Here is a 19,827-nt window from a genome sequence, read left to right as displayed (position 1 = left end):
GTTGGGAAGGTGGAGGAGCAGCATGGCCGCGACCGAAACGTTTTACGATGTTATCCGTCGCCAGGGCATAACCCGGCGCAGTTTCATGAAATTCTGCAGCCTGACGGCTGCCTGCCTCGGCCTTGGCTCCGATACGGCCGCGGCGATCGCCGAGGCGCTCGAAACCAACGAGCGTGTGCCGGTAATCTGGATGCATGGGCTCGAATGCACCTGCTGCTCGGAAAGCTTCATCCGCTCGGCCCACCCGCTGGCCAAGGATGTGGTCCTGTCGATGATTTCACTCGATTACGACGATACTATCATGGCGGCGGCCGGCTACCAGGCCGAGGCGATTCTTGAAGAGACCAGGGAGAAGCACAAGGGAAAGTACATTCTCGCTGTCGAAGGCAATCCGCCGCTCAACGAAGGCGGGATGTTTTGCATCGATGGCGGGCGACCCTTCGTCGAGAAACTCAAATGGATGGCCGAAGGCGCCCTGGCTGTCATCGCCTGGGGAACCTGTGCCTCTTCGGGCTGCGTTCAGGCCGCAAAGCCCAACCCTACAAAGGCGACGCCGATCGACAAAGTGATCCGCGACAAGCCGATCATCAAAGTGCCTGGCTGTCCGCCGATCGCAGAGGTGATGACTGGTGTCGTCACCTTCATCACCACGTTCGGCAAGCTCCCCGAACTCGACCATCAGGGCCGGCCGAAGATGTTTTATTCGCAGCGCATCCACGACAAGTGCTATCGGCGCGCTCATTTCGACGCCGGCCAGTTCGTCGAGGAGTGGGACGACGAGGGCGCGCGCAAGGGCTACTGCCTTTACAAAATGGGCTGCAAAGGCCCAACCACCTACAACGCCTGCTCGACCATTCGCTGGAATGGCGGCGTCTCCTTCCCGGTCCAGTCGGGTCATGGCTGCATTGGCTGCTCGGAACAAAATTTCTGGGACGCAGGAAGCTTTTACTCCCGGCTGACGGAGGTCAGCCCGTTCGGGGTAGAAACCACTGCGGACCAGGTGGGCATGACCGCAGCTGGTGTTGTCGGTGGGGCGATTGCTGCCCACGCTGCAATCACCGCCGTCAAGCAGGTCACCGCCAAGCGCGGCAAAGCCGATCCTAAAAACGGCAATGGACAGGAAAGATCACGATGACCATCCTAACGCCAGATGGCTTCACGCTCGACAATTCCGGCAAGCGTCTTGTGGTCGATCCGGTAACCCGCATCGAAGGCCACATGCGCGTCGAGGTCAATGTCGACGAAGACAATATCATCCGCAATGCCGTTTCTACCGGCACAATGTGGCGCGGAATTGAAGTTATTCTCAAAAATCGCGACCCACGCGATGCCTGGGCTTTCACCGAACGGATCTGCGGCGTCTGCACCGGAACCCATGCGCTCACATCGGTGCGGGCGGTTGAAAATGGGCTCGGCATCACCATTCCGGAAAACGCCAATTCGATCCGCAATCTCATGCATCTGGCATTGCAGGTTCATGACCACATCGTGCATTTCTATCACCTGCATGCGCTCGACTGGGTGGATGTCATATCTGCCCTCACAGCCGATGCGAAGGCCACCTCGGCGCTTGCCCAATCGGTGTCCGATTGGCCATTGTCTTCGCCTGGTTACTTCAAAGACATCCAGACACGGCTAAGAAAGTTCATCGAATCCGGCCAGCTTGGTCCATTCAAGAACGGCTACTGGGGCAATGCATCCTATAAGCTGCCGCCGGAAGCGAACCTCATGGCGGTAGCACACTATCTCGAAGCCCTCGATTTTCAGAGGGAGATCGTCAAGATCCACACGATCTTTGGCGGTAAAAACCCGCATCCGAACTGGCTGGTCGGCGGAGTGCCCTGTCCGATCAACCTCGACGGTACGGGAGCCGTCGGCGCAATCACAATGGAACGATTGAATCTGATTTCGTCGGTGATCGACCAGCTGATCGAGTTCAACGAGAAGGTATACCTGCCTGATATCATGGCGATCGGTTCATTCTACAAGGATTGGCTCTTCGGCGGCGGGTTGTCGGGCAAGAACGTGCTTGCCTATGGCGACGTTCCGGAACACGCAAATGACTACACCGAGGCGAGCTTGAAGCTCCCGCGCGGGGCGATCATTAACGGCAATTTCAACGAAGTCCTGCCGGTCGACCACTGCGATCCAGAGCAGATCCAGGAATTCGTCAGTCATTCCTGGTACAAATATCCGGACGAGGCCAAGGGCCTGCATCCCTGGGACGGTGTCACCGTGCCTCACTACGAGCTTGGGCCGAATGCAAAGGGCACCAAGACCAACATTCAAGAGCTGGACGAAGGCGGAAAATATTCTTGGATCAAGGCGCCGCGCTGGCGCGGCCACGCAATGGAGGTCGGCCCGCTTGCCCGTTGGGTCTTAGGCTACGCCCAGGGCAAGGCAGAATTCAAGGATCCTCTCGACAAGGTCCTGAAGGACCTCGGCCTGCCGACTGCGGCGTTATTTTCGACACTAGGGCGTACCGCCGCTCGTGCGCTCGAATCCGTATGGGCGGGCCGGCAGATGCGCTATTTCCACAACAAGCTGGTCGCCAACATCAAGGCCGGCGACAGCGCCACCGCCTTCATCGACAAATGGAAGCCGGAGACCTGGCCTTGCGAGGTCAAAGGCGTCGGCTTCACCGAGGCCCCGCGCGGCGCGCTCGCTCACTGGATCAAGATCAAGGGCGGCAAGATCGACAATTATCAATGCGTGGTGCCGACCACCTGGAACGGCAGTCCGCGCGATCCGGACGGCAATATCGGAGCGTTCGAGGCCTCACTGATTGACACGCCTATGTCTGATCCGTCGCAGCCACTCGAAATCCTCCGAACTCTCCATTCCTTCGATCCGTGCCTTGCATGCTCCACCCATATCATGAGCTCGGACGGTCAGGAAATGGCCAAGGTCCAGGTCAGGTGAGGAGGACGATCATGAGCATCTCTGCTATCCCAAACGCCGATTACAAACGCGCCAGCGAGCACGAAAACGCGTACGTCTACGAGGCGCCCGTTCGCCTCTGGCATTGGATAAACGCTTTCTGCATCCTGTCGCTGGCGCTGACAGGCTATTTCATCGGCAGCCCATTGCTGACGGTACCCGGCGAGGCGAGCGTAAATTTCTTGATGGGCTATATCCGTTTTGCCCATTTCGCCGCTGGCCAGATCCTGGCCGTGGCCCTGATCCTCAGAATCTACTGGGTCTTCGTCGGCAATGTGCATGCACGGCAAATCTTCTACGTTCCCTTCTGGAGCGGACGGTTCTGGAGCGAATGGCTGCAAGAGGTGCGCTTCTACACGTTCCTCACCGGAAACGCGCTGAAATATGCCGACCACAATCCGCTGTCGCAGTTCGTCATGTTCCTGATGTTCACGCTGCCGCTGACATTCATGGTGATCACCGGATTTGCGCTCTATGGCGAGGGCGTCGGCCACGACAGTTGGGAATACAGGCTGTTCGGTTGGGTTTTCTGGGTCTCGCCGAACAGCCAGGCCGTCCATACCTTTCATCATCTGGGAATGTGGGTGATCCTGATCTTCGTGATGATCCATATCTATGTCGCGGTGCGCGAGGACATCGTCAGCCGCCACAGCACCATTTCGTCGATGATTTCGGGTGAGCGGCTGTCCAAACACAAAGAGGACTAGGATGGACGAAGCGAACTCTCGCAAACCGAACGTGCTGGTGCTCGGCATTGGCAATATCCTCTGGGCGGACGAAGGTTTTGGCGTCCGCGCTGTGGAAGCCTTCCACCAGGCCTATGCGGTGCCAACCAATGTTACCGTGCTCGACGGCGGCACCCAGGGCCTTTATCTCGTGCAGTACGTGACTGAAACCGATCATCTGATTGTCTTCGACGCCGTCGACTTCGGCCTCGCGCCCGGCACGCTGAAGATCGTCGAGAATGACGACGTGCCAAAATTCACCGGCGCCAAAAAGATGAGCCTGCACCAGACAGGCTTCCAGGAAGTTCTGAGTGCTGCCGACCTTCTAGGTCGCTATCCAGCAAGCCTCGCACTGATCGGCTGCCAACCGGTGGACCTCAATAACTGGGGCGGACCGGTGACTGAGCCCGTCAAGGCCGTAATCCCGGCCGCCGTAATGGTAGCCGCCGGCATCCTGGAGCGATGGGGCGTCGCCATCAGTTCGCGCTGCGCCGCCGCGCCCGCTCTTCTCGCCAACGACATCGATTTTGCACATTACGAGCGGCGCGCCGATCCGGGCGAATTGACCGATTGAGCAGGGTTTCTGATGCGACCGAGCCAGTTGTCGATTGCGTTCCTGTTCGCCGGCTGCCCAAAACTGCAACCTAAGGACCCGCGCGGGAACCGCTTCTGGCCTCCCGATACGTGAACCCAGGCGGATCGAGGAGCTGATTGTGTGCATAGGAATTCCGATGCAGGTGACAGGCGGCGAACTTACAGCGGAGTGCCAGCGCCACGGATCGGTGTTTGCGATTTCGATGGTGCTGGTCGGTCGGCAACCGGTTGGGACGTACGTTCTTACTCATCTAGGATCTGCGATCCGGGTGCTTGATGCCGACGAAGCACACAAGATAGACGATGCGTTGGCCGGTCTTGCTGAAGCCGTCGAAGGACGTTCATTCGAAGCGCTGTTTGCCGATCTTGTCTCCCGCGCGCCGGAATTACCGTCTCATTTGCGGGAAAACTGACAGTTCGTATTCCGTGACGGTACGCAATCTCCTCATCTTTGTCAGCCACATTGTCATGTGGACTGTCGCCAACGACAGCCGGAGACGCACGAGATCGATCCTGCGGGCTGCGGGCGGATTGCCTGCGCGCTGACTATTGCGAGGCGAAAGGGCTGCCTAGGCATCGGGGCTGCGTGTGCGTATCCGCATGAGGCCGCGGCCGGAATTTTCCTTCAGATCATACGACCCAACTTTCTCAGGAACTGGTACGCCGTTTGCAAATCCCAAGTGCGAGATTGTTACACGCTGATTTGGAGCAGATAATGCCAGCTTACCCAGTTGGCTCCCTAAACGGCCGAAACCGCCGAGCCGCAATGCTCATATCCGACATTGCGGCAACGCTTGCGGTGCAAAAGGCCAGCCAGCAGGGGCGGCTATTCGACATTTTCGAATTCGACGACGATGATAAGAATTTGATTACGCAGACGCTCGGCAAAGGCGAGGTTTGCGGGGTAGCCGCGCTGCCCTCCGGGATCCTGGCGCAATTCCAGGAGGCGGTTATGGCCGGGGTGTGGCATATGCTCTTTACCGACTCCGCCGGCGATCTGATTGCGGAATACATCGAGGTCGGCCCCATTCCTATGGCGGTGCGGCGGGCCTGCACGACAAGGCCCACTTTGGTCACACATGGACCTGCGCCGCCTGGCGCTATGAACGTCATGCCCCTGCTGACCGAGATCGGTGATCGCATCGTCCAGTATCGGGATGGCGATCCGGCGCATGCAATCATTTTGTCGTTGTTTCCGATGAGCATCGAGGATGCGAATTTCCTGCAGGCCACGCTCGGAGCCGGTCCCGTACAACTGACATCGCGCGGTTACCGCACCTGTCGCGTGGCAGCAGCAGGGCCCCGAAACGTCTGGTCCGTACAGTTTTACGACAGCATGGATAAGATCGTCCTCGACATGCTGCAGATTGTCGACATCCCATCAATCGCCATCGCCACTGAAGAGGATTTCCGCGACTCCGCGGTGCACCTGCGTAATATCGAGGAGGCTTACTTCAAATGATCAGCTTAAAGAATATCGGCACCCTTGTTTCGAATGAGGACAGGGTGAAAGGCGGCACATGCTCGACGTCTATGCGCCCGCGAAGGGTGATGAGATCCGGCAGATGCTCGCAGGAACACCGCCACAAGGATTGGCTCTCCGCCTGCGAGATCCTGGCGTCGACGTTCTTGAGGCTTGGCGATGAACGCTGACTTTCAGGAAAGGGCGACAATCGATCCCGTGCTCGGCGCTGCGGAAACGAGCTTGCTGGCATTCGGCGGGAAAACGACCGGCATCGTCGCGACGCCATGCTTCGTGATTTTGGCTACTGCATGCACGGCTCGGAATGTGCGGGCCGTCGTGACCGAATTCATCGCCGGCAATCCGAGACGACTGGCGGTGTTGATTCCTGCTTGCTGTCTTTCATGGCCTTTGAGTTTGAAACGATGCGGACGGTGTTCAAGGCCAAGCCCACATTTTTCAACATCGTTGCGCCCGCCGCTAATCCAACCGCTCGCCCCATACGCCGTGATCTGCGTTGGAAGATTTTCCGACCGCTTCGGGAGCTTGCTGCTTGACCTATCTCCCTAGCGCCAGCTCGATCCGGATCGATGTGACAGTGTCGCAAGCGATTGCCTGTTTCGTGGACGTGAGGGTCAACCGTCCGCGAGAATTGGCACGCTTGTTCATCGGCCGCCGACCCGAAGAGGCGCCCGTGCTTGCCGGACGGTTTTTTTCACTCTGTGGTTATTCGCAATCTGTGGCGGCGCGCCTTGCCATCCTGAATGCAGCCGGCCTGCCGATGCCAATCGAGGAGCGGTTGGCTGCGATAGCCGGATTGCTGGCTGAACGGATATTCGAAACATTGAGGGCGCTGATTTTGCACTGGCCATCATCAATGTCGTCACGTCTGGTGGCTGACGCGGGCCAAAATCTGCGCGGCGCCCTGGCCGCGTCGCAGGCAATCATCCACGCATCGCGGCAGAAAAAAGTGAACCATAGTGCCCTGGCTGCCAATGCGCGGCGGCTTGCCGCTGCAGCAGAGGGGCTCGGCATCGCCAAAGACGGCGGCTTGTCGCCGGATGGCACGGCTTGCGCGGCTATTTTTCGAGATATCAAGGACGACCGAACTTTTTCATGCCGGCGTCCTGATCCGCTGACTGCCGCCGATGATGCCGAAGTTATTGCCCATCTTTGCAAAGATGCCCGCTACTGCGCCTTGCCGCATCTTGCCGGTCGGATTGTCGAAACCGGGGCTTACGCGCGGCTTTGCGACACCAGCAGGTCAGACGACCCGCACCTGGCGCAACGCTTCATGGCACGCATAGGCGACGTTGGCCTTTGCTTGAAGCAACTCGCGCGTCTTGCCAAGGGCCAGAATGATCCTACCGAACTGATGGCCGGCGGTCCGGTGCCCGGCGCCGGCGGCTTTGGCGTGGTGGAATGTGGGCGTGGGAGACTTTATCATCAGGCCGATATCGACGCGAACGGGAAACTTTGCGCCTACCGCATACTGGCACCTACCGAATGGAATTTTCATCCCGCCGGTCCATTTGTCAAAACCCTTCTGTCATCGCGGATCGGTGCTCATGAATCGGCAGCCACGTCGGTTTCTCGCCTGGCAGCGCTTTTTGATCCCTGCGTCGAGTTCAAGCTTAACATTCGCGATATCGCCCATGCATGAAATGTCGTTGATGGAGAGCGTGATCGCCATCGTCTGCGAGACGGCGCAGCTAAATGGTGCGAGCGAAGTCAAATCGATCCGCCTCGATGTCGGTGTTTTGAGCCATATCAATCCGGATTCGCTCCTGTTCTGCTACGAAGCTGTGCGGCGAGGCACGATCGCCGAACATGCCGCACTCGAAATCAACCGCATCGCCGGCGAGGGCTGGTGCCTCGATTGTGGGAAGACAGTGCGCCTCGATAGGCGGTTTGGCGCCTGCCCGGACTGTGGGCGGTATCAGGTGCAGACGACGGCGGGCGATGAATTGAGGATCAAGGACATGGAGGTGATCTGATGTGCACGGTATGCGGCTGCGAGATGGCAACGTTGGAAGATGGCAAGAGCAAGACAGGCGCGCATGGCGGCGAGCATGATCATCATCGCGGTCACCAGCACGATTATGGACATCATCATGATCGACACTCCGCGGAACACGGTGCACTCCAACATCATCAGCGCATTGCCGGCGTGCATGTTCCGGGCATGAACCCGGAGCGCATCGTCCAGATCGAAAAGGATATCCTCTCCAAAAACAATGCCTATGCTGCCGAAAACCGGGCTCGGTTCGGCCGCGACAGGATCTTTGCGCTGAATTTCGTCTCAAGCCCGGGGTCGGGAAAGACCAGCTTTCTGGTGCGCGCCATTCGCGACCTCAAGGACCGGATGTCGATCAGCGTGATTGAAGGCGACCAGCAGACCTCCAACGATGCCGCACGCATCCGCAAGACCGGCGTTCCTGCAATCCAGATCAACACCGGCAAGGGCTGTCACCTCGACGCCCACACGGTCGGCCACGCGGTGGACGACCTTGCGCCCGAGCCCGGTTCGGTCCTGTTCATCGAAAATGTCGGCAATCTTGTCTGTCCCTCCGCTTTCGATCTTGGCGAAGCCCACAAGGTCGTGGTGCTTTCGGTTACTGAAGGCGAGGACAAGCCGCTCAAATATCCCGACATGTTCGCGGCCGCCGATCTGATGATTCTCAACAAGTCCGACCTCCTGCCGCATCTCGACTTCGATGTCGGGCGCTGCATCGCTAATGCGCTACGCGTCAATCCGCACCTTCGCACTCTCACGGTTTCTGCGTGCAGCGGCGAAGGCATGGAAGCGTTCTATTTCTGGCTGGAGGCTGAGACGGCCAGGATCGCGAAAGCTTCGCAGTAGTCTGACGATGGTGAGCGCCTTGGCATCCATGGCGGAAGATCGTGTCCGGCGGTTGCGAGTGTGTGTGCGCGGTGCCGTGCAAGGGGTGGGATTCCGGCCGTTCGTCTATAGGCTTGCGAGGATGATGCAGCTTACCGGCTTCGTGCTCAACGACAGCGCCGGCGTGCTGATCGAGGTCGAGGGCGTCGCTGTCGACTGCTTTGCGAAACGCGTCTGCAAGGAGGCGCCGCCGCTTGCCCGTATCGATTCCGTCGACAAGCTGGAACTGGAGCCGGCCGGCGACGAAATGTTCGAAATCCTCGAAAGCGTCGGCGGCCGCGGCGCAACGCGCATTGGCGCCGATGCTGCGACTTGCGCCGAATGTCTGCGCGAACTGAATGATCCGGACAACCGCTTTTTTGGTTATCCTTTTGTCAACTGCACTCATTGTGGCCCGCGCTTCACCATCACCCGCGCGCTCCCCTATGATCGCGGCCGGACCTCGATGGCGGCGTTCCGGATGTGCCGCGCCTGCGGCGCAGACTATGCCAACCCCGAGAGCCGGCGGTTCCATACCGAGCCCCTAGCCTGCCCGGTTTGCGGCCCACAGCTTAGCCATCCTATCGCGGAGGTCTCCGCGCGGCTCATGAATGGCCAGATTATTGCGATCAAGGGTATCGGCGGCTTCCAGCTCTTCTGCGACGCGCGCAATGATACCGCAATTGATCGTCTTCGACGACGCAAGCTGCGCGACGAGAAGCCGTTCGCGATCATGGTGCCGGACATTGAGACAGCCCGAATACTTGCTAGGCCCTCGCGGGCGCAAGAGGATTTGCTTGCCTCGACCGCCGCCCCGATTGTCCTTATCGAGGCGCGTGATCACCTTTCCAAGCTCATCGCTCCCGGCCTCAGAAGGATCGGTCTGCTGCTCGCCCATGCGCCGGTGCACCACCTGTTGTTTGCTGCGTTTGCAGTAGGAGCGGCCGGCGCTCCCGCCGCTCTGATTGCGACCAGCGCCAATCCGGAGGGTGAACCGCTCGTATCAGATAATGATGATGCCATGCATCGGCTTGCCGGGATTGCCGACCTGATCGTCACACATGACCGTGACATTGCCATTCGCGCTGACGATTCCGTCATGCAGGTGATTGACGGCGCGCCGAGCTTTTTGAGGCGCGCCCGGGGTTTTGTGCCTGAGCCGGTCGATCTTGGCGAGGACGGCCCATGCGTGATTGCCACCGGCGCGGACCTCAAAAACACCATCTGCGTGACAAGGGGCCGCGAGGCGTTCCTGTCGCAGCACATCGGCGGTCTCGACAATGTCAAAGCGATCAGTTTCCAGCGGGAAGCTCTCGAGCATCTCTGCTCTATCCTTGATGTCAGGCCCGAATTTGCCGCCTGCGATCTGCATCCGGATTTCCGTTCAGCGCGGATCGCGGAACATTTGGATCTGCCACTTCTGCCGGTGCAACATCACCTTGCTCACGTCGCTGCAGTGGCGGCGGAACATCAGGCCGGCGGTTTGGTCCTCGGACTTGCACTCGACGGCCATGGCTATGGCGTCGATGGCAGTAGTTGGGGAGGCGAAATGCTGGTCGTCGACGGTCCTCGCTGGCAGCGGCTCTCTTCGCTTCTGCCCTTGCCGGCGCCGGGCGCAGATCGAGTCGCGCGGGAGCCCTGGCGCATGGGAATTGCCGCTCTTCAGGCCGCCGGCCGCCGCGACCTTTCGGCCACGCTTTGGCCCGAACATCCTGGCGTCGCGCAACTTGATGCAATGTTTGCCCGCGGCTTGCAATCAGCCGATACGTCCAGCTTGGGGCGGCTTTTCGATGCAGTGGCGGCGATAACTGGCGTCCGCCTCGTCCAGAGCTACGAGGGGCAGGCAGCAATGGAGCTCGAAGCACTCGCCGATAATCCCCAATGTCTTGCCGGGGGCTACAGTCTCGCCGATGGCCTGCTCGATTTTCGACCCCTCATCGTCCATCTGGCGGAGCGGCGGCTTGGCCGCCGCCAGGCCGCAGACCTATTCCATGGCACGCTGATCAGCGGCCTCGCGGATTGGGCCGCCCTTGGTGCATCGCAGGCTGGCACGCGCACGATCATGCTCGGCGGCGGCTGCATCACGAACCGCATTCTGGCCGAAGGTCTATCCAGCGCCTTGCGCGACCATGGCCTTGAGCCCTACCTGCCGCGCCAGGTTCCGCCCAATGATGGGGGTATAGCTCTCGGTCAGGCCGCCTATGCACGGCACGTCATCAAACACGACTGCGCCCAGATGTGGGAGCACCGGCCATGTGCCTAGCCCTACCGGTCCAGGTGATGGAACTGCTGCCGGACAATATGGCCAAGGTAACGCTCGACGGCGTCTTGAAGGTCATATCGATTGCACTCGTCGAGGATGTCACGCCCGGTGACTATCTCATCCTCCACGTAGGCTACGCGCTTGCAAAGCTCGACACGGAAGAAGCGGAAAGGACGCTTGCCTTGATCCGCGAAGCTACCCTCGGAGGTCCGGCGTGAAATATATAGACGAATACCGCGATGCCAAGCTCGCTAAAGATATTGCTCGCCAAATAGCGGCGGCGGTAGATCCGGCGCGCAGCTATCATTTCATGGAATTCTGCGGCGGCCATACCTATGCGATTGCGCGCTATGGCCTTGAAGACCTGCTGCCGGCCAATGTGCAGATGATTCACGGACCGGGCTGTCCAGTCTGTGTGCTGCCGATCGGCCGCATCGACGCGGCGATCGCGCTTGCCATGCGCCCAGAAATCACGCTTTGCACCTATGGCGACTTGATGCGTGTGCCATGCTCAAACGGCTCGAGTCTGCTCAAGGCCAGATCGGCCGGCGCCGATATTCGCATGGTCTATTCGACACTCGATTCGCTAAGCATCGCCGAAGCCGAACCGAACAGGCAAGTCGTCTTCTTCGCTATCGGTTTCGAGACCACGACACCGCCGACGGCGCTGGCGCTGCGGTTCGCGATCGCAAAGGACCTTCCAAATTTTTCGATCTTCTCAAACCACGTGCTAACACCGGCTGCGATCCAGAGTATCCTCGAAAACTCCGATGCCCGCACGCTGGGCAATATCAAGATCGACGGATTGCTCGGCCCTGCACATGTCAGCACGGTCATTGGTACGCAGGCATTTGAAGTTCTTGCCGAAGAATTTGACACGCCGATCGTGGTGGCAGGCTTCGAGCCGCTTGATGTCATCTATTCAATCCTGATGCTGGTCCGCCAGGTCAATGACGGCATCCACAAGGTGGAGAACCAGTATATCCGCGCCGTGACCAACCTTGGCAGCGAAAAGGCGAAGCGCGAGGTCGCAAATGTCTTCGAATTGCGGGATAGCTTCGAATGGCGGGGGCTCGGCGCAATGCCCCATAGTGCGCTTGGCCTCAGGCCTAAATATGCCAAATATGACGCCGAGAAACGTTTCGACATGGTGACGCCGGCGGCGCAAGACAATCCGGCCTGCGAATGCGGTGCCATCCTGCGCGGCGTGAAGAAGCCTTCCGACTGCAAGCTGTTTGATAAGGTCTGCACGCCAGATTCGCCGATGGGCTCCTGCATGGTGTCGTCGGAAGGCGCCTGCGCCGCGCATTGGATCTACGGCCGTTTCCGCGGGCCGGGAAAGGCGGACGAAAGCAGCAGGACGACCGCATGACCATGAAAGCCAAAAGGTCGAGGCTCGACCTCAGGAACGGACGCATTGATCTCTCGCATGGGGCGGGGGGGTGCGCCACGGACCAGCTGGTCAAGGGCATCTTTCACAAGGCCTTTGACAATGACTGGCTCAGGGCTGCCAACGATCAGTCGGCATTTGCCGTTTCGGCAGGGCGCATGGTGATGACCACCGACAGCTATGTTGTCTCGCCGCTGTTCTTCCCGGGGGGCAATATTGGCTCGCTTGCGGTGCATGGGACGATTAACGACATTGCCATGGGGGGCGCATGCCCGCTCTATCTTTCGGCAGGTTTCATCATTGAAGAGGGGTTTCCGCTCGCAGAGCTTAATCGAATTGCTGACGCGATGGGAGCGGCCTCACGCGAGGCAGGTGTACCGATCATCACTGGCGATACGAAAGTGGTTGAGCGCGGCAAGGCCGACGGCGTGTTCATATCTACCTCCGGCATCGGCATCATTCAAGCTGGCCTCGACCTACGCTCCGATGCCGCACGGCCAGGCGATGCGGTGATCATCTCGGGTTCGATAGGCGATCACGGCGTCGCTGTGATGTCGAAGCGCGAGAACCTTGACTTCGATACGGACATCATATCGGATTGCGCTGCGCTGCACGGGTTAGTAGCGGCAATGGTCGAGGTCGCCGGATCGTCAATCAGGCTGATGCGAGATCCAACGCGAGGTGGACTTGCGGCGGTACTCAACGAAATCGCCAATGCCTCAAATGTCGGCCTCCGTATCGACGAGGAGGCCATTCCGATCAAACCGGAAGTAGCCGCGGCGTGCGAATTGCTCGGCCTCGACCCGCTCAACGTCGCCAACGAGGGCAAGCTCGTCGTATTAGTGGCGCCAGAGTTTGCGGATGCGCTGCTCGCCGTCATGCGCGCGCATCCGTTGGGTGCGCAGGCCGCTTTGATCGGCCATGCCGAGGCTGACGACCATTGCTTCGTCCAGATGGAGACGTCGTTTGGTGGCAGTCGTATTGTCGATTGGTTATGGGGCGAACAGTTGCCGCGAATCTGCTGAGCACGGCTGTGCATATCGCTTCACGCAAGAATGCGTGCGTGAAGCAAGCAACGAGCTTGGTGAGCAGCTTTCATGCGGACTTCCGCGGTAAACCACGTACTCCCTCCTGTGGCCATGAAGAGATCTAAGCGCTGCCACGCAAACATGATTGGTTCATAAGATCTCGCGCTAATCGCTGAATCTCGCGAGCATCTGTCGAATTTGCATATTTTCCTGACGAAGATGTTTCACCAGCAAAGCCTTGAGGCGCCGGTTTTCTTCTTCAAGCGCGATTAGCTCCTCGTCTGAGATATCGATGTGGATGCCGTTTGATTGGGCGCTGACCATGCTCGTCGTTGCGTCCGCATTATCATCGATATTCGCTTCACGTCGACGCCTTATGTTCATTGGAGACCGCCTGGAAGACCCCTCTTTCGATTGTGAAACAGAGGTGAAGACCGGGCCATTGTCCTGCTGAGACGGACGCGTTGGTTCCATTTCGAGAGAGGGCGTCGACATCCGTTTATCATCGCGGGTTTTAACGTCGTCGTTGAGGTGAGTCTCTGGTTTTGGATCCGACCATAGCTCGCTTTCTCGCTTCGGAACATCTGAGACGGTCTTAGGCTCGAACAGATGTGGTGCGTCTGCCTCCGCCTCGCGGGCCAGCGTCTTGAGGTCGGTATCCCCCCAGATAGAAGCTGGCCGGATCGTTGGCCTGCGCCGGGCCGATTTGAGCTCGACAACGAATTTTCGCTGCTGTGTTTTCATATATGTCCCATCTTAGATCGTAAGGAAGACTTACGATCAGTCAAATCGCTCAAGCATTTTTTTAAGCTGATCATTCTGCAAAAGCAGCTTTTGAGCTAATTGAATCCGCAGTTGCGTGATTTCCTCGTCCAGGCTTGTCACCTCTTCGAAAAAGCATTCCTCAGACGATGAGGATGTCTCATTTTGAGTATTGCTTGCAACAGCTGCGTTCTGCGCAGTCACGTCAATGTGAACTCTTTTCGCATGTGTTGGCTTTTTCGTCCGCGGTATGCCTGGAGCCTTATAGCGCGTACCGCTTTCAAGCGGCACCGCAGAAGCTTCAGCGCTCGGCTTCCCGACCTCCGGGGGCGACAGTTCTTGAACCTCGTCACCTTCAACCGGTGCCGCACCTTCAATTTCGACCTCACCTTCGAATTCTTTTGGATCAGTCCCTATGATCTCAATAGATCGACTTTCATCGGCCTCGGAGCCACTGGAGGGCTCTGGTGGGTTTAACGCAAGCTGCGGTACATCTTGTGTTTCGCTTTGACTTGCGTCGGTATGGACACCATGCCCGATCGAACTTTCGGGTGCGGACTGTCGCCGCGAAGTTAATCGAGCAAGGAATTTCCAGGGTAATTTCATAGTGCTTCAACCTCGACCAGTCCGTATCCATAAGGGCGCCGCAGCTTGACACCGGGCTCGGAAGGCGAGCCCGGCGAACGCATCTTCTGCCGAGAAGGATAGCTCAGGTTGATTTCGCCACCATCCCGCTGTTGATCGGCGCTCAATCTAGCCCGAGCCGCTTGCGCAGATCGGCATTTTCCCCACGCAATTTCTCTGCCAAGAGTTTACGGAGCCTCTTATTCTCTTCTTCCAGCTGAATAAGATCCGCCATCTCGTCCCTTGCCGGAGCGGCCGTCGTAACTTTTTGCACGGACTGCTGTGCCGGCCTCTTGGCTGCAGTGTTCTTTATGGGTTCCTTGACGGAGATGTCAGCGACCTGCATTTCGACAGGCTCGGACTTTGTGCTTGCGGCTTCTTCGCTACGCTTCCTGCGACCTCGCGGCGCCTTCGCAGGTTTCGCAACCTGCGTGGTACCCGCTGCCTCGGCAGCTGCTTTCGGACGTCGCGGAGCGCGCTGTTTTTTTGGCGCTGGCGTTTTCGCCGGTATATTCGTGTCTGCCATCTCAGTGATTGTGCCAGTATTGTTCTCGTCAGCCATGAGTATCTCCCTCTGTCGGCAGGAGTCCTTTTCGGCTGAGTGAAAGACAGAGTCAATATTGGTGCTTTTGTGGCTCACTTTTTGGACAGCACCTGTCAAAACTCGTGGCTAAAGGGCGAGCAGCGGCTTACGGACGATGGAATGAAAAAATGCCGAGCTTGCAAGGTCGAACCGTCTGTTCACGACGAGTTGGCGATCACACTCTGCCACGAAAGGGAGCCCCCTACCAGCTTCTGCGATCGGTCGCTTCGTTCAATGTTCGGAATTTCCTAATTCATTTGCAATAGATCACGGCTTCACTTGGCACCCAATTCTTGACAGACATGTCCAAAGCCCACCGTCATAGAAATCGCCCTTGGTTCGACCGACAAAGAGGATACGAAATGCGTGCACCATCAGGTTCTGTTCCCGGACTTTGCTCTGCCTCCGCCACCATGTTCGCTGTGGGAATGGCGTTCCTCGGCTATTGGGGAGTGTATGAGCCGGGCGGCTGGGATCGGTCCGATCTGATCGTGGTGGTCCTGGCGCTCATCGGTTTTGCGGCGCTTGGCTCAGTTCCTTGGATTGTAACGACCCCTGTCGCGGAGGAAGGCCAGGAAAAGATTGTAGCCGCCAGGCGAGCGCTGTTGCTGGGGGTCGCCTTGATCTGGTTGTCCGTTCTCGTCTCGTTTTTTTCTTGAGCCTCACCCCCGGTACGCACCAGGCTGGGCTTGCATGATCCGTGCAGTTGCCTGGCTGGATCGAGCACATCCAGTACACTACTCCCACCCGCCAACAGCTTCAGGTGGTACTGGAACCCAATAATCCACTTGCATTTGGTTGCAATTCGACGTTCGAGAACGATGGCAGTTTATTGAAATGCGGATGATTGCAATTTGACCGGACGGCGTCTCTAACGACTGTGGCCGTTCTCTGCTCAGATTATGAAATTCAGCAATTCGCAGAGAACGAGACCCGCCGCCCCGCGCAGGCCGGCCACATCTTCCCGATCGCCGAGGGCAAGGGCGATCTCGGTATCCCCGGGATTGAACATCAATTGCCCAACGCTCTCTCGAATAAGATCTAACATCAATTTTCCGCCGTGCACGATGTCCCCATGCAAAGTGATGCAGCTGGGTGCCATCAGCTGTTGAAGGTTCGCCAACCCGACGGAAATATTGGACGCATAGTCTTCAAGCAGTTCTTTTGCCCCTTCAGCGCCCGTTTCGGCGAGCCACACCAAACGGCTCGCATCCAACGAGCGAGCCTGCGGCAGGCCCCTGGCCTTTGCTTCGCCTCGTAACCATCCCAGTGTGGCGATCGTTTCCCAACATCCGCGTCGTCCGCATCTGCACATTTGCCCATTGAGTTGCACGATGGTATGGCCGATTTGGCAGTGTTTTCCTCCTGCGGCCCTATAAGGATGTCCATCGACATAGAGCGCCGCGTCCAACGACTGACCGATGTGTACGACCGCGAAATTTCTCTGTCCACGTCCCCGTCCGAACCAACGATCGCCAACAAGCAAGGCTCTAGCATCTTGGTCGACACAAGCCGGAACTCCGAAACGCTTTTCCAACTCTGCTTTTGCCGGAAAGCCATGAAGATACGGCGCAAGATCCATAGCTACGATCGAGCCCGTTTGCGGGTTGAACTCTCCGGCAACTGCCACGCCGATGCCTAAAACCTGTTGGTGAGCAGATGCGATTGACTTCTCAATGCAAGCACTGACGATCTGAAATGCATCGGCAGCAGCCGTCAGATCTTTCGCCAAATCCACGTCGTGTTGAGCATAGATCTCGCCCCCCATAGAGACCAGGCATGTGTGGACACGGTCGTGCATCAGCCGAACTGCGCAGATCGGCTTGGCCCCTTTCGAGAACCAGAGCTTGGTAGCAGGTTTTCCGCCGGTGCGATCGGGGGGTACCAGGTCGCCTTCTTCAAGAATACGCTGATTGATCAGTGGTTGGACGATGCCGCCGATGGTTGCGCGGCTGGCACCGGTGACGCGCGCAAGCTCGACCCTGCTGGACGGACCCATATCGTAGAGGGCCTGCAGCAAGCGTCCTCGATTTGCAATCCCTAGCGTCCGCGCCGCGATTAAAGGATGAGCTGGCCAGAATCCTTTACTGTCGCTCTGGTCCCCCTCGGCCGGCCCGATGAGGCGCTTGCCAGATCCGACGTGAGTGTTCGTGTTTCTCGCAATTGATGGTTTTTCCGTTCTTTTTATCATGGACTCCGTCTGATCCGACTTTCTCTTTTTATCGATACTCAATTGTCTTGCGCCACCCCGCCTGAGTGCCTCCAGCGTTGCCGAACGCTCCCGGACCCGGAGCAGGCATAGCAACCATCACACACCTGAGTTTCTCCACCGCCGTCCGAATGTTCATTTCGCAAAAGAAGAATTATCCTTCGAGGAGACAATGCATCTCCGGACAAATATTTCAAAAAAGCCCAGCGCTACAACAGAAATATCCACAAATGCAAAATATACTTTTAAATATATTTTAGCCATACTGTTGATTTGACCTCCTAAAACATTAGAACTCTCCAGAAAATCGACAAACATCGACGCAACCATCGCCGGAGGAATAAATGAACGGATTTGCCAGCAATAATCTGGACCTCTGTGAGTCCGGAGGGCACTGGCGAGAAAGGGACCTCGCTCTCCTTGGTGGGGAGCCCACCGTTCCTGCCGGGCGGATTACGCCTTGGCCAGCCACACAGACGGAGCATTTGGATGCACTCCGCGAAGTTGTAGACAGTGGAAGGTATCATCGGGTCAATCACCCGGTCGTGGCCGATTTGGAGCAGGATCTCGCTACTTGGACAGGGAAGTGGAAGGTACGCGCGGTCGGCAGCGGTACGGCGGCAATCCATATCGAACTTGATTATTTTAAAGGCCGAGGCGAGCACGTGGTTACTGCGGCGCTAAATTGGCCGGGCGCGGTGGGGCCAATTGCGATTAGTGGCCTTCAGCCAGACTTTGTTGATGTCGACATGAACCTCGCCGGGATCGATCAAGACGCGGCAGCCGATCGGTTCGGACCTGGCGTCGGAGCGGTTCTCATTACCCACCTCTTCGGGAACAACATTCGTGTTCCTCATGCAAGATCTGCCGCGCGCGCTCAAGGGATTGCCGTGATTGATGACGTCTGCCAATCGATCGGCGCCATAAAAGCGATCGCAAATGGGGCATACATTGACACAGACGCGCTCGCTTTGTCCGGCAACGGCGCCAAGCATCTTGGAGCCGGCGAGCTCGGATTCGTGATCACGGAGGACAAAGATCTAATTGAACATGTGGACTGCGTTTCACTGACGAGTTCATCTCGAAACGGAGATCGGACTTTTTCGCCGTCATCAGCAGGATATAACTACCGTCCGAACGTCTTCTCCTCGTCCATAGCAAAAATGCGACTGGGTAACCTCGAGACACAACTTCAGATTCGAAGGAATAATGGGAAAATTCTATGGGAGATGATCCGAGATCTCTCCGGTATATTTCCACTCTTCGACCCATCTGACTGCAATCAGTCCATGCTCAGCTTCCCACTTCGCGTCGAACCGGAAGCTCTCGGTTTTGGTCCGGGTCCGACTGCAAGGGATGCCATCGTCAAACTGCTGCAGGCGGAGGGCGTGCCCGTTTTGATCTGGCTCAGGAAGCCGGTGTTCGAATATCTGCCGAATATTGCCAAGGATTGGAAAGCCGCCGATTTTCCTAATACGGTAAAGCTCTTGGATACGATGTTTTGCGTATCGGAGATCGCGCCACCCAATGAAGCCGGGGTAATGGAACTTTACGCAGAAGCGTTTCATCGGGTCTGGACGGCACTTTCCAAGTTTGGCCCAAAAATTTCCAATATCACGACAACCATCTAAACAGCACCTCAACGCCTGCTCTCTTGCAACGTCGTTTTCCAACGACAATGGAGTGATCCATGACCTCGTACAAAACACCAAAACTTCTGATTTTCGACTGTGATGGAGTCCTAATCGACAGCGAAATCATTGCGACAGCGGTTCATATCGAAGTGTTGGCAGCGCACGGATATAAGATAGCTGCCGAGACTTACAATCGTCGCTTCACGGGCATGACTGATCGGCAAACCTATTCAATCATCGAAGCTGAGTCTGGCTTGCGCTTGCCTGAGGGGCATCATGAATATGTTACGGCAGAAATCGGCAGACGGTATGCCAGCGATCTCAAAGCCATCTCAGGCGTCAATCAAGTTCTGGACGCCATTAATGTGGCGCGTTGCGTGGCATCGAGCAGCAATCTGAAGGAGCTACATTTTGCGCTCAAGCTAACAGACCTCTATGATTATTTTTCGCCAAATGTATTCAGTGCTTCCCAGGTCTCACGTGGCAAGCCCGCCCCCGATCTTTTTCTTTTCGCGTCTGAGAGAATGAACGCGTCGCCGGACAATTGCTTGGTCATCGAAGATAGCGTTGCCGGGGTCCAGGCGGCGGTGGCGGCTAAAATGCGGGTAATTGGTTTCGTCGGTGGTTCTCATTGTCCTTTCGGACATGCAGAAAAATTGCTGGAAGCAGGCGCCATAAGAACATTCAGCCAGATGACGGCGTTACCAGAAATTCTGTCAAGTTGATGCTTGG

General features: G+C 57.6%; 21 protein-coding genes. 16 read left to right on the top strand and 5 right to left on the bottom strand.

Annotated features, from left to right (window positions below):
• Positions 1 to 22: 22 nt before the first annotated feature.
• The 6 genes from NXC24_RS22265 (at position 23) to NXC24_RS22240 (ending at position 5,721) form a co-directional block, all read left to right on the top strand.
• A complete protein-coding gene (locus tag NXC24_RS22265; RefSeq protein WP_104825631.1) occupies positions 23 to 1,135 on the top strand; it encodes a hydrogenase small subunit in 1,113 nt (370 codons plus the stop codon).
• The gene (locus tag NXC24_RS22260; protein ID WP_104825630.1) at positions 1,132 to 2,922 is read left to right on the top strand and encodes a nickel-dependent hydrogenase large subunit; all 1,791 of its coding nucleotides are present in this window, start codon (positions 1,132 to 1,134) and stop codon (positions 2,920 to 2,922) included. Before NXC24_RS22265 ends, NXC24_RS22260 begins: the two co-directional genes overlap by 4 nt.
• A gap of 11 nt (positions 2,923 to 2,933) precedes the next feature.
• Positions 2,934 to 3,647 carry a Ni/Fe-hydrogenase, b-type cytochrome subunit gene (cybH, locus tag NXC24_RS22255; RefSeq protein WP_199773609.1) on the top strand — a complete coding sequence of 238 codons (714 nt, stop codon included), beginning with the start codon at positions 2,934 to 2,936 and terminating at the stop codon, positions 3,645 to 3,647.
• Position 3,648: 1 nt separating this feature from the next.
• On the top strand, positions 3,649 to 4,239 hold the full coding sequence (locus tag NXC24_RS22250; protein ID WP_104825628.1) for a HyaD/HybD family hydrogenase maturation endopeptidase: 591 nt from the start codon (positions 3,649 to 3,651) through the stop codon (positions 4,237 to 4,239).
• A gap of 139 nt (positions 4,240 to 4,378) precedes the next feature.
• Positions 4,379 to 4,672: a HypC/HybG/HupF family hydrogenase formation chaperone gene (gene hypC, locus NXC24_RS22245; protein WP_104825627.1), complete on the top strand. Its 294-nt coding sequence runs from the start codon at positions 4,379 to 4,381 to the stop codon at positions 4,670 to 4,672.
• 302 nt (positions 4,673 to 4,974) lie between these two features.
• Positions 4,975 to 5,721, top strand: coding sequence for a hydrogenase expression/formation C-terminal domain-containing protein (locus tag NXC24_RS22240; RefSeq protein WP_348632753.1), 747 nt, complete (start codon positions 4,975 to 4,977; stop codon positions 5,719 to 5,721).
• A gap of 194 nt (positions 5,722 to 5,915) precedes the next feature.
• Here the strand turns inward: NXC24_RS22240 and NXC24_RS35185 are convergent, their stop codons facing one another.
• Positions 5,916 to 6,074: a hypothetical protein gene (locus NXC24_RS35185; protein WP_158704525.1), complete on the bottom strand. Its 159-nt coding sequence runs from the start codon at positions 6,072 to 6,074 to the stop codon at positions 5,916 to 5,918.
• Positions 6,075 to 6,502: 428 nt separating this feature from the next.
• Between NXC24_RS35185 and NXC24_RS22230 the strand changes: the two genes are divergently transcribed.
• Genes NXC24_RS22230 through hypE form a run of 7 tightly spaced genes read left to right on the top strand, consistent with a single transcriptional unit; the run spans position 6,503 to position 13,280 of the window.
• A complete protein-coding gene (locus NXC24_RS22230) occupies positions 6,503 to 7,384 on the top strand; it encodes a nickel-dependent hydrogenase large subunit (RefSeq protein ID WP_245464054.1) in 882 nt (293 codons plus the stop codon).
• Positions 7,377 to 7,718: a hydrogenase maturation nickel metallochaperone HypA gene (gene hypA / locus NXC24_RS22225; RefSeq protein ID WP_104825623.1), complete on the top strand. Its 342-nt coding sequence runs from the start codon at positions 7,377 to 7,379 to the stop codon at positions 7,716 to 7,718. The genes NXC24_RS22230 and hypA overlap by 8 nt, the downstream gene beginning before the upstream one ends.
• Entirely contained in the window at positions 7,718 to 8,584 is an 867-nt protein-coding gene (gene hypB, locus NXC24_RS22220; RefSeq protein ID WP_104825622.1) for a hydrogenase nickel incorporation protein HypB, read from the top strand. Before hypA ends, hypB begins: the two co-directional genes overlap by 1 nt.
• A 7-nt stretch (positions 8,585 to 8,591) precedes the next feature.
• The gene (gene hypF / locus NXC24_RS22215) at positions 8,592 to 10,865 is read left to right on the top strand and encodes a carbamoyltransferase HypF (RefSeq protein ID WP_104825621.1); all 2,274 of its coding nucleotides are present in this window, start codon (positions 8,592 to 8,594) and stop codon (positions 10,863 to 10,865) included.
• Positions 10,856 to 11,083, top strand: coding sequence for a HypC/HybG/HupF family hydrogenase formation chaperone (locus NXC24_RS22210; RefSeq protein WP_104825620.1), 228 nt, complete (start codon positions 10,856 to 10,858; stop codon positions 11,081 to 11,083). The genes hypF and NXC24_RS22210 overlap by 10 nt, the downstream gene beginning before the upstream one ends.
• Positions 11,080 to 12,237 carry a hydrogenase formation protein HypD gene (hypD, locus tag NXC24_RS22205; protein ID WP_104825619.1) on the top strand — a complete coding sequence of 386 codons (1,158 nt, stop codon included), beginning with the start codon at positions 11,080 to 11,082 and terminating at the stop codon, positions 12,235 to 12,237. The genes NXC24_RS22210 and hypD overlap by 4 nt, the downstream gene beginning before the upstream one ends.
• Positions 12,234 to 13,280 carry a hydrogenase expression/formation protein HypE gene (hypE, locus tag NXC24_RS22200; RefSeq protein ID WP_104825618.1) on the top strand — a complete coding sequence of 349 codons (1,047 nt, stop codon included), beginning with the start codon at positions 12,234 to 12,236 and terminating at the stop codon, positions 13,278 to 13,280. The genes hypD and hypE overlap by 4 nt, the downstream gene beginning before the upstream one ends.
• A gap of 168 nt (positions 13,281 to 13,448) precedes the next feature.
• On the opposite strand, the gene NXC24_RS22195 is transcribed toward hypE, so the two are convergent.
• The 3 genes from NXC24_RS22195 to NXC24_RS22185 form a co-directional block, all read right to left on the bottom strand.
• A complete protein-coding gene (locus NXC24_RS22195; RefSeq protein WP_104825617.1) occupies positions 13,449 to 14,027 on the bottom strand; it encodes a hypothetical protein in 579 nt (192 codons plus the stop codon).
• A gap of 36 nt (positions 14,028 to 14,063) precedes the next feature.
• On the bottom strand, positions 14,064 to 14,651 hold the full coding sequence (locus tag NXC24_RS22190; protein WP_104825616.1) for a hypothetical protein: 588 nt from the start codon (positions 14,649 to 14,651) through the stop codon (positions 14,064 to 14,066).
• 142 nt (positions 14,652 to 14,793) lie between these two features.
• Complete coding sequence (locus NXC24_RS22185) at positions 14,794 to 15,231, bottom strand: SyrB-like regulator (RefSeq protein ID WP_104825615.1); 438 nt, start codon at positions 15,229 to 15,231, stop codon at positions 14,794 to 14,796.
• Positions 15,232 to 15,614: 383 nt separating this feature from the next.
• Between NXC24_RS22185 and NXC24_RS22180 the strand changes: the two genes are divergently transcribed.
• Positions 15,615 to 15,911 (top strand): hypothetical protein, encoded by a 297-nt coding sequence (locus tag NXC24_RS22180; RefSeq protein ID WP_104825614.1) that lies wholly within the window; start codon positions 15,615 to 15,617, stop codon positions 15,909 to 15,911.
• Between the two features lie 236 nt (positions 15,912 to 16,147).
• Here the strand turns inward: NXC24_RS22180 and NXC24_RS22175 are convergent, their stop codons facing one another.
• A complete protein-coding gene (locus tag NXC24_RS22175) occupies positions 16,148 to 17,485 on the bottom strand; it encodes an ROK family protein (protein ID WP_245464053.1) in 1,338 nt (445 codons plus the stop codon).
• A gap of 320 nt (positions 17,486 to 17,805) precedes the next feature.
• Here NXC24_RS22175 and NXC24_RS22170 point away from each other — a divergent pair, with 320 nt between their 5' ends.
• Together NXC24_RS22170 and NXC24_RS22165 are read left to right on the top strand one after the other, a co-directional pair.
• On the top strand, positions 17,806 to 19,092 hold the full coding sequence (locus NXC24_RS22170; RefSeq protein WP_104825613.1) for a DegT/DnrJ/EryC1/StrS family aminotransferase: 1,287 nt from the start codon (positions 17,806 to 17,808) through the stop codon (positions 19,090 to 19,092).
• Positions 19,093 to 19,151: 59 nt separating this feature from the next.
• Positions 19,152 to 19,820 carry an HAD family hydrolase gene (locus tag NXC24_RS22165; protein WP_104825612.1) on the top strand — a complete coding sequence of 223 codons (669 nt, stop codon included), beginning with the start codon at positions 19,152 to 19,154 and terminating at the stop codon, positions 19,818 to 19,820.
• The last annotated feature ends 7 nt before the right edge of the window (positions 19,821 to 19,827 follow it).

It is taken from the genome of Rhizobium sp. NXC24, from assembly GCF_002944315.1.
Classification (GTDB): Bacteria; Pseudomonadota; Alphaproteobacteria; order Rhizobiales; family Rhizobiaceae; genus Rhizobium.
The sequence above is the reverse complement of the archived record's forward strand: the minus strand, read 5'-3'. Positions and strand labels throughout refer to the sequence as shown.